Below are 12,678 nucleotides of genomic sequence, written 5' to 3'. Positions count from 1 at the left end.
GTGGCCGCCTCCCGCGCGACGCTCCCGGACGGCCGCTGGCATTTCCAGCACGGCCCGATCGACCTGGTCATCGGGGCCGAAGGCGAGGCCGCGGCCGTGGCCGATGCGCATGCCGCGGCCTGGCAGCGCTTCCTGCCGCTGCTGGGCGAACTGGTCGCGGAGTTGCCCGCGCTGCGGCGGCCGGTCGGCGCCGACTGCCCGGTGCAGGGCCCGGTGGCGCGCCGCATGTGGAGCGCCTGCGCGCCGCACCGGGCCGTCTACCTCACGCCGATGGCGGCGGTGGCCGGCAGCGTGGCGCAGGAGGTCGTCGCCTGCTACGACCGGCCGGGCATCCACCGCGCCTGGGTCAACAACGGCGGCGACATCGCGCTGCACCTGGCGCCCGGCGCGCAGGTGCGGGTGGGCCTGGTGGCCGACGTGGGGCGCTTCGGTATCGAAGAGATGGCCCAGGCCGGCGTGCACGGCATCGCCACCGACGGCCAATTCACCGTCGACGCCGCCCTGCCGGTGCGCGGCATCGCCACCAGCGGCTGGCGTGGCCGCAGCTTCTCGCTCGGCATCGCCGACAGCGTCACCGTGCTGGCCCGCACCGCGGCCGAGGCCGACGCCTGCGCCACCCTGGTGGCCAATGCGGTGAACATCGACGATGCCCGCATCCAGCGCCGCCCGGCGTGCGACCTGAAGGACGACAGCGACCTGGGCCGCCTGCCGGTCACCGCCGAGGTGCCGCCGCTGGGTGCCGACGCGGTGCGCCGCGCGCTCGCCGCCGGCCTGCAGGAAGCCTGGCGGCTGCACGACGCCGGCCACCTGTGGGCGGCCGCGTTGGTCTGCCAGGGCCGGCTCGTGGTCGCGCAGAATGCGCGTGCGGCGCAGCCTGCCCCCTCGCTGCCGGCAGGGCCCGCGGCGCTGCGGGTTGGTTCGGTATTTGCTTAACGAATGGCAGGATTTCCCAGCATGATCGAGATACGACGCACCTTCACCCACGTGGAAGACATCCACCACGAGTTCGGACCGCCGGCAAGCGTGCCGCTGCGCCGCGGCTTCGTCTGCGCGGTGCTGGCCAACCCGTACGCCGGCCGCTACGAGCAGGACATCCTGCCGATGATGGACGCGCTCCAGCCGGTCGGCCTCGACATGGCGCGCCGCCTGCTGGCCGCGATGGACGTGACGGTCGACCGCATCGCCACCTATGGCAAGGGCGCGATCGTCGGCGCCGCCGGCGAGCTGGAGCACGGTGCGCTGTGGCACGTGCCCGGCGGCTATGCGATGCGAGAGCTGCTCGGCTGGAAGGGCGACCGCGCGGCCTACGCCAGCGGCACCATCGTCGAGAAGAAGGGCCAGCCGGCCAACGCGCTGTCGATCGTGCCCTCGACCAAGAAGGTCGGCCCGCCCGGCGTAACGCTCGACGTGCCGCTGACCAACATCAACGCCAGCTACGTGCGCGGTCAGTTCGACGCGATCGAGGTGCGGGTGCCCGGCGCGCCGGCATCCGACGAGATCGTCTTCGTCCTGGCCATGACCACCGGCTACCGCGTGCACGACCGCGTCGGCGGCCTGCGCGCAGAAAACATCGCCCAGTGGGATGGATTGAGATGACCCCCCGATGCGCCTGCGGCGCTTCCCCCCAGGGGGCGAAACCAGCGGCCCGGCAAAGCCGGTTCCGCGGTATCCCTGAAACAGGCAGCGTCCGCCACGTATCGAACGTGCGGACCGCATCCACTGCGCCCCTCTCAATCGAACCGTGCCAGGAGACTCCATGACAGCAAGCATTAGAAAAATCGTCGTCCAGGTGGACGAGGTGCGCATCGAGATGGGCCGGCCCGTCGACCCGCCGACCCGCCGCGCACTGGCGATGGCGGTGATCGCCAACCCGTACGCCGGCCGCTACTCCGAGAACCTGGACGAGCTGGTCGCGATCGGCGAGGAGCTGGGCGCGCTGCTGGGCCGCAAGTGCGTCGAGGCGCTGGGCATCGTGCCCGGCGCCGCGCAGAGCTACGGCAAGGCCGCGATCGTCGGCGAGGCCGGCGAGCTGGAGCATGCCGCCGCGATCCTGCACCCCAAGCTGGGCGCGCCGCTGAGGCACGCCGTCGAGAAGGGCGCGGCCCTGGTGCCGTCGGCCAAGAAGCAGGGCGGCCTGGGCACCGCGGTCGACGTGCCGCTGGGCCACAAGGACGCCGCCTTCGTCCGCAGCCACTTCGATGCGATGGAGGCCCGCGTGGCCGACGCGCCCCGCGCCGCCGAGATCGTGGTGGCGGTGGTCGTCACCGACAGCGGCCGTCCGCTGCCGCGCATCGGCGGCCTGCAGGCCCACGAGATCCAGGGCACCGACGGCCTGCGCTGAGCGCGCGCCGCAGACTGCACCGCATTCACCCCCTCCCCCACCCGTTCACCATCCGCAAGGAGCAGCTCCCATGAAGACGACATTGCACCTCAGCGCCGCGCTCGCCGCCGGCATGGCCCTCTCGGCCGCAGCGCATGCGCAAGGCACGATCAAGATCGGCGAGATCAACAGCTACAAGGCGCAGCCCGCCTTCCTCGAGCCCTACAAGAAGGGCATGGAGCTGGCGGTGGACGAGATCAACGCCGCCGGTGGCGTCAACGGCAAGAAGCTGGAGCTGATCACCCGCGACGACAACGCCAACCCCGGCGACGCGGTGCGGATGGCCGAGGAACTGATCTCGCGCGAGCAGGTCGACGTGCTGACCGGCTCCTTTCTCTCCAACACCGGCCTGGCCCTGACCGACTTCGCCAAGCAGAAGAAATTCTTCTACCTGGCCGGCGAGCCGCTGACCGACAAGATCGTCTGGCAGAACGGCAACAAGTACACCTACCGCCTGCGCCCATCGACCTACATGCAGGTGGCGATGCTGGTGCCCGAGGCGGCCAAGATGAAGAAGAAGCGCTGGGCGCTGGTCTACCCCAACTACGAGTACGGCCAGTCGTCGATCGCCACCTTCAAGAAGCTGCTGAAGGAAGCGCAGCCGGATGTCGAGTTCGTCGCCGAGCAGGCGCCGCCGCTCGGCAAGGTCGATGCCGGCAGCGTGGTGCAGGCGCTCTCCGACGCCAAGCCCGACGCGATCTTCAACGTGCTGTTCGGCGCCGACCTGTCGAAGTTCGTGCGCGAGGGCAACACCCGCGGCCTGTTCAAGGACCGCGAGGTCGTCAGCGTGCTGACCGGCGAGCCCGAGTACCTCGACCCGTTGAAGGACGAGGCGCCCACCGGCTGGGTCGTCACCGGCTACCCGTGGAGCAGCCTGCAGACGCCCGAGCACAAGGCCTTCCTCGCCGCCTACCAGGCCAAGTTCAAGGACTACCCGCGCCTGGGCTCGGTCGTCGGCTACAGCGCGATCCAGTCGATCGCCGCCGGTGCCAAGAAGGCCGGCAGCACCGAGACCGAGAAGCTGGCTGCGGCCTTCAAGGGCCTGCCGGTCGACACGCCCTTCGGCAAGATCGTCTACCGCGCGCAGGACAACCAGTCGACCATGGGCGCCTATGTCGGCAAGACCAAGAACGACGGCGGCAAGGGCGTGATGGTGGACTACACCTACCTCGACGGCGCCAAGTTCCAGCCGTCGGACGACGAAGTCAAGAAGCTCCGCGCCGCGGACTGAGCGTCGGCGGCCCCCGGGGCCGCATTTTTAGAAGAAAAGTGGCTGCAGCCGGCGTACCGCGCCGGCTTCTAGCTATCGTTTATGTAGCAGATCGAGTGCCGCAGCCCCGGCTGCGCCCTCGATACCGTCTTTCGGCAGCACCGCAGGGTTTCGCATGACTTTCTCAGGCTTCGTCGTTCAGCTGCTCAACGGGCTGGCGGGCGCGTCGTCGCTGTTTCTGGTGGCAGCGGGGCTGTCGCTGATCTTCGGCGTCACGCGCATCGTGAACTTCGCCCACGGCTCCTTTTTCATGGTGGGCATCTACGTGGCCTACAGCTTGGTCGAGCGCCTGGGCAGCATCGGCGGCGGCGGCGGCGTCGGCTTCTGGGTGTCGCTGCCGCTGGCGGCGCTGGCGGTGGGCGCGCTGGGCGCGCTGATCGAGGTGGTGCTGCTGCGCCGGATCTACAAGGCGCCCGAGCTGTTCCAGCTGCTGGCGACCTTCGCGCTGGTGCTGGTCATCAAGGACGGCGTGCTGTGGCTCTGGGGCGCCGAGGAGCTGCTCGGCCCGCGGGCGCCGGGCCTGAAGGGCTCGGTCGAGATCCTGGGCCGGCAGTTCCCGGCCTACGACCTGTTCCTGATCGTCGTCGGCCCGGTGGTGCTGGGCCTGCTCTGGCTGCTGCTGACCAAGACCCGCTGGGGCACGCTGGTGCGCGCCGCCACGCAGGACCGCGAGATGGTGAGCGCCCTGGGCGTCAACCAGGCCTGGCTGTTCACCGCGGTGTTCGCGCTCGGCGCGCTGCTGGCCGGCCTGGGCGGCGCGCTGCAGCTGCCGCGCGAGCCCGCCAACCTGGAGATGGACCTGAACACCATCGGCGCCGCCTTCGTGGTGGTGGTGGTGGGCGGCATGGGCTCGATCCCCGGCGCCTATGCGGCGGCGCTGCTGATCGCCGAGATCAAGGCGATCTGCATCTGGCTGGGCGTGGTCGAGGTGTTCGGCATCCCCGTCTCGTTCTCGAAGCTCACGCTGGTGGTCGAATTCCTGGTGATGGCGGTGGTGCTGGTCTGGCGGCCGTGGGGCCTGTTCGGCCGCCCGCAGGCGCCGAGCCGGCACCTGGGCCTGCAGGAGGAGCCGCTGCGACCGGCCAGCCGCAGCTACCTGATGGCTGCCGCGGTGCTGGGCCTGGCGCTGGTGGCGCTGCCCTGGCTGACGGCGGGCGCGCCCTACGCCGCGGTGCTGGCCATCGACCTGATGGTGGCGGCGCTGTTCGCGGTCAGCCTGCACTTCATCATGGGGCCGGCGGGCATGCACTCGTTCGGCCATGCGGCCTACTTCGGCCTGGGGGCCTACGGCGCCGCGCTGCTGGTGCGCTCGGCCGGCCTGCCGATGGAGGCGGCCCTGGTGCTGGCACCGCTGGTGGCCGCGCTCGGCGCCTTCGTCTTCGGCTGGTTCGCGGTGCAGCTGTCGGGCGTGTACCTGGCGATGCTCACGCTGGCCTTCGCCCAGATCGCCTGGGCGGTCACCTACCAGTGGGACGCGTTCACCGGCGGCAGCAACGGCCTGACCGGCGTCTGGCCCGCCGCGTGGCTGGCCGACAAGCGGGTGTACTACTGGCTCACCCTGGCGCTGGTGGGCGCGGGCATCCTCTTCCTGCGTAGGGTGCTGTTCTCGCCCTTCGGCTACGCGATGCGCGCCGGCCGCGATTCGCCGCTGCGGGCCGACGCGATCGGCATCGACGTCAAGCGGATGCAGTGGGTCGCCTTCATCCTGGCCGGCACCGTGGCCGGGCTGGCGGGTGCGCTGTACGCGTTCTCCAAGGGCAGCATCTCGCCCGAGACGCTGTCGGTCTCGCGCTCGGTCGACGGCCTGGTGATGGTGCTGCTGGGCGGCCTGCAGACGCTGGCCGGCCCGGTGGTGGGCGCGGTGACCTTCACCTGGCTGCACGACACGGTGGCGCGCAACACCGACTACTGGCGCGCGATGCTGGGCGGGATCATCCTGCTGCTGGTGCTGCTGTTCCCGCAGGGCATCGCCGGCTTCGCGCAGCAGCTGTTCGGGCGGTTTTCGCGCCGCACCGAACGTGCTGCCCCCGTCCCCGCCGGGGACGCCCTCACCCCGGCCCTCTCCCAGAGGGAGAGGGAATAAGCCATGAGCACACCACTTCTGCAGGTCTCCGGCCTGGGCAAATCCTTCGGCGGCGTGAAGGCCGTCGACGGCATCGATTTCAATCTGCACAAGGGCGAGCTGCTGGCCCTGATCGGCCCCAACGGCGCCGGCAAGTCGACCACCTTCAACATGGTCAACGGCCAGCTGCCGGCCGACCGCGGCTCGATCCGGCTCGAAGGCCAGGAGCTGATCGGCCGCCGGCCGCGCGCCATCTGGCGCATGGGCGTGGGCCGCACCTTCCAGATCGCCGAGACCTTCGCCTCGCTCACCGTGGTCGAGAACGTGCAGATGGCGCTGCTCTCCTACGACGACAAGCTGTTCGCGATGTGGCGCCGCGCGGCCGACCACCGCCGCGCCGACGCGCTGGCCCTGCTGGAGCAGGTCGGCATGCGGACCCAGGCCGACCGGCCGTGCAGCGAGCTGGCCTACGGCGACGTGAAGCGGGTCGAGCTGGCGATCGCCATGGCCAACGACCCCAAGCTGCTGCTGATGGACGAGCCCACCGCCGGCATGGCACCCAAGGAGCGCAACGACCTGATGGCGCTCACCAAGCAGCTGGTGATCGACCGCGGCATGGCGGTGCTCTTCACCGAGCACAGCATGGACGTGGTCTTCGCCTATGCGGACCGCACCATCGTGCTGGCGCGCGGCCGGCTGATCGCCGAAGGCAAGCCGCTCGAGATCCGCGACCATCCCAAGGTGCAGGAGGTGTACTTCGGCACCGGCACCACGTTCGAGAAGAAGAAGAAGGCGGTGGCCGTAGCGCCCACCGTCGTGGCCCCGCAGGAGGTGCTCTGATGTCCGCCGCAGTCCTCGATCCGGTCGCTCCGGCGTCTTCAACGTCTTCGGCGCACGCCGGATCGCAGCAGCTGCTGCTGGAGGCCAGCGGCCTCTGCGCCTGGTACGGCGCTGCGCAGGTCCTCTACGACGTCGACCTGCAGGTGCGGCGCGGCGAGGTGGTGGCGCTGATGGGCCGCAACGGCGCGGGCAAGTCGACCACGCTGAAGGCGGTGATGGGCATGCTGGCCAAGCGCCGCGGCCGCATCGCGTTTCGCGGCCACGACATCTCCACCACCGAGCCGCACCACGCGGCGCGCCTGGGCCTGGGCTTCGTGCCGGAAGACCGCCGCGTCTTCACCGACCTGACGGTGGTCGAGAACCTGGAGGTGGGCCGCCAGCCCGCCCGACAGTGGGACGACGGGACCCCGGCGCCGGTGTGGACGCCCGAGCGCCTGTTCAAGCTCTTTCCCAACCTGGGCGAGATGCCGCAGCGCCCCGGCGGCCGCATGAGCGGCGGCGAGCAGCAGATGCTCACCGTGGCCCGCACGCTGATGGGCAACCCCTATCTGGTGCTGCTGGACGAGCCGTCCGAAGGCGTGGCGCCGGTGATCGTCGAGCAGATGGCCCACATGATCCTGGAGCTGAAGAGCCAGGGCGTGAGCATCCTGCTGTCGGAGCAGAACATGCACTTCGCCGAGCTGGTCTCCGACCGCGCCTACGTGCTCGAAAAAGGCCAGATCCGCTACCAGGCGTCAATGGACGAGCTGGCCGCCAACGAAGAGGTGCGTCGCAACTACCTGTCGGTTTGACAAGGTGTGGGAGAACCTGGTGCGCGGCCCGATTGCGCGCCTGCGGTCCTCACCGTACCAAAGTACGGCTCCGGTCCTCGCCGCACACTCGGGTCGCTCGCTACGGTTCTTTCACGCCTTCTCCCGCTGCGATTTTTCCCGCTGTCGTTCTTCTTCAACTTTCGAACGGAGTCCACCATGATGCACCGCAGACACCTTCTCCAGGCCGGCACCGCCCTCGGGCTGGCCGGCACCGTGCCCACCCTGTGGGCCGCGGGCATGAAGCCCGGCCCGCAGGCCGCGCTGATCGTGGTGGACGTGCAGAACTGCTTCGTCGACGGCGGCACGCTGCCGGTCAAGGGCGGCGCGGAGGTGGTGCCGGTCATCAACAAGATCGCCGCGGCCTTCGACACCATCGTGCTCACGCAGGACTGGCACACCGCCGGCCATGCGTCCTTCGCCAGCACCTATGCCGGCAAGAAGCCGTTCGACAGCACCAAGCTCAAATACGGCCAGCAGGTGCTCTGGCCCGACCACTGCGTGCAGGGCACCGAGGACGCCGCCCTGCACAAGGACCTGCAGCTGCCGACCGCCCAGGTGATCGTGCGCAAGGGTTTCCACAAGGACGTGGACAGCTATTCGGCCTTCGAGGAGGCCGACCGCAAGACGCCCACGGGTCTCTCCGGCTACCTGAAGGAGCGCGGCACCAAAACCGTCTACGTCACCGGCCTGGCGACCGATTTCTGCGTGGCCTGGACGGCGCTCGACGCCCGCAAGCGCGGCTTCGCCGTCTACGTGGTGGAAGACGCGACCCGCGCGATCGACCTGAACGGATCGCTCGCCGCCGCCTGGAAGCAGATGCTCGCCGCGGGCGTGAAGCGCATCCAGTCCGCCGACATCGCCACCGCTTGACGCCGGCGACCGTGCGGCGCGCGCTGCCGCCGGCCTAGGTCCTGCCCCTCCTCGTTCCAGTTGCCTTTTTCGTCCCGCATGCATCCGTCCCCGGCCGCCCACCTGTCCTCCGTCGCCCTGGTCGTCAACGGCCGGCCGGTCGCACCGGCGGTGGGCGCGCAGGCCACGCTGCTGAACCTGCTGCGCAACGACCTGGGCCTCAACGGCCCCAAGTACGGCTGCGGCCTGGGCCAGTGCGGTGCCTGCACCGTGTGGGTCGACGGCGTGGCGGCGCGGGCCTGCGTGATCCCGGCGGCGGGCGTGGCCGGCCGCAGCGTCACCACGCTGGAGGGCCTGGGCACCCGTGCCGCGCCGCACCCGGTGCAGCAGGGCTTCATCGACGCGCAGGCCGCGCAGTGCGGCTACTGCCTCAACGGCATGGTGATGACCGCCGCCGCCCTGCTGGCGCGCGAGCCGCATCCCACCGAGGACGCGATCCGCCGCGAACTGGCGCACAACCTCTGCCGCTGCGGCACCCATGTCGAGATCGTGCGGGCGGTGCAGCGCGCGGCGGACCTGCTGCAGCAGGCCCGCGACGCCGACGCCGACGCGGCCCCGAACCAGGCCGCCGCATGACCGCGCCGCGCCGCGCCGACACCGCCCTCACCCGGGCCGATTTCCACGCGGCCGAGGGCGTGCTGCTGGTGGTGCGCGATCCGCCGCCGGCCGCCCCGCCCGCGCAGGGCCAGCCCGCGGCGGTGCCCGGCAATCCGCAGGAGGGCGTCGAGATCCTGGTCGCCGTCTGGGACGACGGCAGCGTCACCGCGCTCAACGGCCATGTCGATCTGGGCACCGGCATCCGCACCGCGCTGGCGCAGATCGCCGCCGAGGAGCTGGACCTGCCGCTGGAGCGGTTGAACATGGTGCTGGGCGACACCACCCGCGCGCCCAACCAGGGCGGCACCATCGCCAGCGCCTCGATCCAGATCCATGCCCAGCCGCTGCGGCGGGCGGCGGCGCAGGCGCGGGCCTGGCTGGTGGCGCGCGCAGCCGAGCGGATGCAGGTGCCCGCCGAGGCGCTGGAGACGTTCGGCGGCACGGTACGGCTCGCGGCCGATCCCGCCGCCGCCCTGGGCTACGGCGAGCTGGTGGCCGGCGCGCACACCGCGCTGCTGCTCGACCTGGCCGCGCCGGTGAAGGACGCCGCCGACTACACCCTGGTCGGCACCCGCCAGCCGCGGCTCGACATCCCGGCCAAGGCCACCGGCGAGCAGGTCTTCGTGCACGACATGCGCCTGCCCGGCATGCTGCACGGCCGGGTGGTGCGGCCGCCGTACGCCGGCGCCGACCACGGCGACTTCATCGGCAACTCGCTCGAATCGGTGGACGAGGCCTCCATCGCCCACATCCCGGGCATCCGCGCGGTGGTGGTGGTGCGCGACTTCGTCGGCATCGTGGCCGAGCGCGAGGAGCAGGCCGAGCAGGCGCTGCGCGAGCTGCAGGTGCGCTGGAAGCCCTGGCCCGGCATGCCCGACCTGTCGGACCTGGAGCACGCCCTGCGCACCAACACCGCCACGCACCGGCCGCTGATCGACGAGGGCGACGTCGATGCCGCCCTGGCCGGCGCCGCGCAGCCGATGCCGCGCACCTACGTCTGGCCGTTCCAGCTGCACGCGTCCATCGGCCCGTCGTGCGCGGTGGCCCACTGGCAGGCCGATGCGCCGGGCGGCCCGCGCATGGCGGTCTGGGCCGGCACCCAGAACCCGCACGTGCTGCGGCTCGATCTGGCGCGGCTCATGGGCATGCCCGACGTGGCGATCGACCTGGTGCGGATGGAGGCGGCCGGCTGCTACGGCCGCAACTGCGCCGATGACGTGGCGGCCGACGCGGCATTGCTCTCCCGCGCGGTGGACGCCCCGGTGCGGGTGCAGCTGACCCGCGAGCAGGAGCACCAGTGGGAGCCCAAGGGCGCCGCCCAGCTGATGGAGGTGCAGGGCGGCCTGAACGCCGACGGCAGCGTGGCGGCCTACGATTTCCAGAGCAGCTACCCGAGCAACGGCGCGCCCACGCTGGCCCTGTTGCTCACCCGCACCATCGAGCCGGCGGCCCAGGCCTACGAGATGGGCGACCGCACCGCCCGGCCGCCCTACGCCTACGACCACCTGCGGGTGGCGGTCAACGACATGCCGCCGATCGTGCGCGCCTCGTGGCTGCGCGGCGTGTCGGCCCTGCCCAGTTCGTTCGCGCACGAAAGCTACATCGACGAGCTGGCGACCGCCGCCGGCGCCGACCCGGTGGAATTCCGGCTGCGCCACCTGCAGGACCCGCGCGCATCGGAGCTGGTGCAGGCCACCGCCGACAAGGCCGGCTGGCGGCCGCACACCGTGCCGCAGCAGCAGGGCGCCGACGGCGATTTCCTGCGCGGCCAGGGCTTCGCGTACGCCCGCTACATCCACAGCAAGTGGCCCGGCTTCGGCGCCGCCTGGGCCGCCTGGGTGGCCGACGTGGACGTGGACCGCCGGACCGGCGAGGTGCATGTGCGCCGCGTGGTCGTGGGCCACGACGCCGGCATGATGGTCAACCCCGCGGGCGTGGAGCACCAGATCCACGGCAACGTGCTGCAGACCACCAGCCGCGCGCTGAAGGAGAAGGTCGATTTCGCGCCGCGCAGCGCGCCGAACCCCGGCACCGTGGAAAACCGCGAATGGGGCAGCTACCCGATCCTGAGCTTTCGCGAAGTGCCGGTGATCGAGGTGGTGCACATGCCCCGCCAGGGCGAGGCGCCGCTGGGTGCGGGCGAATCGTCCTCGGTGCCCGGCACCGCGGCCATCGCCAACGCGATCTTCGACGCCACCGGCGTGCGCTTCCGCAGCCCGCCCTTCACCCCCGAAGTCATCCGTGCCGGCCTGGGCCTGGGCTCGCTTCCGCAGGCGGGAGCGGGCGGTGGCGCAGGTACGCACCCGCCCGCCGACTATGCGGACCTGCCCCCGCTCCCGCATGCCGGAGCGGGCCGGGGCCAGGGCCAGGGCGCCCCGCTCCCCGCCACCGCCCCCTGGCCCCGCCGCCGCAGCGCCTGGGCCCGCGGCGGTGCCCTGGTCGCCGGCACCCTCGGCCTGGGCGCCGCCCTGCTCGGCTGGCGCCCCGCCATCGCCCCGGTCGCGCCCGCCGCTCCCGGCAGCGCCCCGATCTACACCGCGGCCACCCTCGAGCGCGGCCGGCAGCTGGCCGCCGCCGGCGACTGCGCCGTCTGCCACACCGTGCCCGGCGGCGCGGTCAATGCCGGCGGCCGGGCGATGGACACGCCCTTCGGCACCCTCTACACCACCAACCTCACGCCCGATGCGGCCACCGGCATCGGCACCTGGTCGTTCAGCGCCTTCCAGCGCGCGATGCGCGAGGGCATCTCGCGCGACGGCCACCACCTGTACCCGGCTTTCCCCTACACCGCCTTCGCCAAGACCAGCGACGAGGACCTGACCGCGCTCTATGCGTACCTGATGAGCCAGCCGGCGGTGCGGGCCGAAACACCCGCGGCGCAGCTGAAGTTCCCGTTCAGCGTGCGCCCGCTGATGGCCGGCTGGAACGCGCTGTTCCACGACGCCACGCCCTACAAGGCCGACCCGGCGCAGTCGGCCGAATGGAACCGCGGCGCCTACCTGGTCGAGGGCCTGGGCCACTGCGGCGGCTGCCACACGCCGCGCAACGCGCTGGGCGCCGAGAAGGGCGGCAAGGCCCATCTCTCCGGCGCGATGGTCGACGGCTGGGAGGCGCCCGCCCTCACCGCGCTGTCGCAGGCCCCGGTGCCCTGGAGCGCCGACGCCCTCTACCGCTACCTGCGCACCGGCCACAGCGCCGAGCATGGTACCGCCGGCGGCCCGATGGGCCCGGTCGTGCACGAACTCCAGCAGCTGCCCGATGCCGACATCCGCGCGATGGCGGCCTACCTCGCCTCCTTCCATGCCGCGCCCGATGGGTCGGCGCGGCCGGCGCCGTCTCCGTCCGGGCCCGGCGATCCGCAGGCGGCACCGCGACGGGCCGCACCGCCGGCGCAGGAGGTCTTGCAAGCCCGCCAGATCGTCGCCGACGCCGCCGCCCGCACGCCGCTGCCCGGTGCCGGCCAGCGCATGTTCCAGGCCGCCTGCGCCGCCTGCCACCACGACGGCGACGGCCCGCAGCTGCTCGGCGCCAACGTGCCGCTGGCCCTCAACACCAATCTGCACAGCGACCGCCCCGAGAACCTGCTGCGCACCATCCTCGACGGCGTGCAGCGACCCGCGACGAAGGACGTCGGCTTCATGGCCCCCTTCCGCGACGCGCTCAACGACCGCCAGATCGCCGAGCTGGCGGGCTACATGCGCCAGCGCTTCGCACCGGGCAAGCCCGCGTGGGAGGGCCTGGAGAGCACCGCTGCGCGGCTGCGGGCGGAGCCGGCGCACCGCTGACGGTCGGCCCCCCGGCCGTGCCC

10 protein-coding genes are annotated in these 12,678 nt (G+C 71.8%); all 10 read left to right on the top strand.

Going from position 1 to position 12,678, the window contains the following annotated elements:
* The 10 genes from ASE76_RS05805 to ASE76_RS05760 all read left to right on the top strand — a co-directional run bounded on the left by ASE76_RS05805 (position 1) and on the right by ASE76_RS05760 (position 12,655).
* Positions 1–933, top strand: coding sequence for a UPF0280 family protein (locus ASE76_RS05805; protein WP_055836138.1), 933 nt, complete (start codon positions 1–3; stop codon positions 931–933).
* 21 nt (positions 934–954) lie between these two features.
* Positions 955–1,596, top strand: coding sequence for an amino acid synthesis family protein (locus tag ASE76_RS05800; protein WP_055836135.1), 642 nt, complete (start codon positions 955–957; stop codon positions 1,594–1,596).
* 160 nt (positions 1,597–1,756) lie between these two features.
* On the top strand, positions 1,757–2,341 hold the full coding sequence (locus ASE76_RS05795; RefSeq protein WP_055836130.1) for an amino acid synthesis family protein: 585 nt from the start codon (positions 1,757–1,759) through the stop codon (positions 2,339–2,341).
* A gap of 70 nt (positions 2,342–2,411) precedes the next feature.
* A complete protein-coding gene (locus tag ASE76_RS05790) occupies positions 2,412–3,611 on the top strand; it encodes an ABC transporter substrate-binding protein (RefSeq protein WP_055836129.1) in 1,200 nt (399 codons plus the stop codon).
* Positions 3,612–3,765: 154 nt separating this feature from the next.
* Positions 3,766–5,733, top strand: coding sequence for an ABC transporter permease (locus ASE76_RS05785; RefSeq protein WP_055836126.1), 1,968 nt, complete (start codon positions 3,766–3,768; stop codon positions 5,731–5,733).
* 3 nt (positions 5,734–5,736) lie between these two features.
* Positions 5,737–6,552: an ABC transporter ATP-binding protein gene (locus ASE76_RS05780; RefSeq protein ID WP_055836123.1), complete on the top strand. Its 816-nt coding sequence runs from the start codon at positions 5,737–5,739 to the stop codon at positions 6,550–6,552.
* Positions 6,552–7,343, top strand: coding sequence for an ABC transporter ATP-binding protein (locus tag ASE76_RS05775; protein ID WP_082448045.1), 792 nt, complete (start codon positions 6,552–6,554; stop codon positions 7,341–7,343). Before ASE76_RS05780 ends, ASE76_RS05775 begins: the two co-directional genes overlap by 1 nt.
* 180 nt (positions 7,344–7,523) lie before the next feature.
* Complete coding sequence (gene pncA, locus ASE76_RS05770) at positions 7,524–8,234, top strand: bifunctional nicotinamidase/pyrazinamidase (RefSeq protein WP_055836253.1); 711 nt, start codon at positions 7,524–7,526, stop codon at positions 8,232–8,234.
* 78 nt (positions 8,235–8,312) lie between these two features.
* The gene (locus tag ASE76_RS05765; RefSeq protein ID WP_055836120.1) at positions 8,313–8,849 is read left to right on the top strand and encodes a (2Fe-2S)-binding protein; all 537 of its coding nucleotides are present in this window, start codon (positions 8,313–8,315) and stop codon (positions 8,847–8,849) included.
* The gene (locus tag ASE76_RS05760; RefSeq protein WP_055836118.1) at positions 8,846–12,655 is read left to right on the top strand and encodes a molybdopterin cofactor-binding domain-containing protein; all 3,810 of its coding nucleotides are present in this window, start codon (positions 8,846–8,848) and stop codon (positions 12,653–12,655) included. The genes ASE76_RS05765 and ASE76_RS05760 overlap by 4 nt, the downstream gene beginning before the upstream one ends.
* The last annotated feature ends 23 nt before the right edge of the window (positions 12,656–12,678 follow it).

It is taken from the genome of Xylophilus sp. Leaf220, from assembly GCF_001421705.1.
GTDB lineage: Bacteria > Pseudomonadota > Gammaproteobacteria > Burkholderiales > Burkholderiaceae_C > Xylophilus.
This window is presented reverse-complemented; position numbering and strand designations above follow the sequence as displayed.

Excerpts from the sequence above, each read along its gene's own strand:
- ASE76_RS05800 (WP_055836135.1), top strand. The coding sequence starts at position 955 with ATGATCGAGATACGACGCACCTTCACCCACGTGGAAGACATCCACCAC.
- ASE76_RS05795 (WP_055836130.1), top strand. The coding sequence starts at position 1,757 with ATGACAGCAAGCATTAGAAAAATCGTCGTCCAGGTGGACGAGGTGCGC.
- ASE76_RS05790 (WP_055836129.1), top strand. The coding sequence starts at position 2,412 with ATGAAGACGACATTGCACCTCAGCGCCGCGCTCGCCGCCGGCATGGCC.
- ASE76_RS05785 (WP_055836126.1), top strand. The coding sequence starts at position 3,766 with ATGACTTTCTCAGGCTTCGTCGTTCAGCTGCTCAACGGGCTGGCGGGC.
- ASE76_RS05780 (WP_055836123.1), top strand. The coding sequence starts at position 5,737 with ATGAGCACACCACTTCTGCAGGTCTCCGGCCTGGGCAAATCCTTCGGC.
- ASE76_RS05775 (WP_082448045.1), top strand. The coding sequence starts at position 6,552 with ATGTCCGCCGCAGTCCTCGATCCGGTCGCTCCGGCGTCTTCAACGTCT.
- pncA (WP_055836253.1), top strand. The coding sequence starts at position 7,524 with ATGCACCGCAGACACCTTCTCCAGGCCGGCACCGCCCTCGGGCTGGCC.
- ASE76_RS05765 (WP_055836120.1), top strand. The coding sequence starts at position 8,313 with ATGCATCCGTCCCCGGCCGCCCACCTGTCCTCCGTCGCCCTGGTCGTC.
- ASE76_RS05760 (WP_055836118.1), top strand. The coding sequence starts at position 8,846 with ATGACCGCGCCGCGCCGCGCCGACACCGCCCTCACCCGGGCCGATTTC.